Origin of the sequence: Bradyrhizobium sp. CSA112, assembly GCF_029051645.1 — a bacterium.
Taxonomy (GTDB): Bacteria; Pseudomonadota; Alphaproteobacteria; order Rhizobiales; family Xanthobacteraceae; genus Bradyrhizobium.
Map to the genome: position 1 here is coordinate 1 of NZ_JAACFS010000158.1, position 415 is coordinate 415.

Sequence of the window (415 nt, forward strand, 5' to 3'; positions counted from 1 at the left end):
ATCAAGAGCTTCGCTTACGCTAACCCCATCAATTAACCTTCCAGCACCGGGCAGGCATCACACCCTATACGTCCACTTTCGTGTTTGCAGAGTGCTATGTTTTTAATAAACAGTTGCAGCGGCCTGGTTTCTGCGGCTGTCATCAGCTCAGGAAGCAAGTTCCATCACCAACAACAGCGTACCTTCTCCCGAAGTTACGGTACCATTTTGCCTAGTTCCTTCAGCAGAGTTCTCTCAAGCGCCTTGGTCTACTCGACCTGACCACCTGTGTCGGTTTCGGGTACGATTCCTGTGTAACTGAAGCTTAGAGACTTTTCCTGGAAGCATGGTATCAGCCACTTCGCTGTACAAGTACAGCTTGCTATCGGATCTCAGTATAGAGTACCCCGGATTTACCTAAGATACATACCTACAT

Annotated in this window: 1 rRNA gene; it reads right to left on the reverse strand. The window is 48.4% G+C overall.

Annotation, left to right across the window (positions count from 1 at the left end):
• A 23S ribosomal RNA gene (locus tag GWE18_RS42120) occupies positions 1-415 on the reverse strand; the annotation flags it as partial.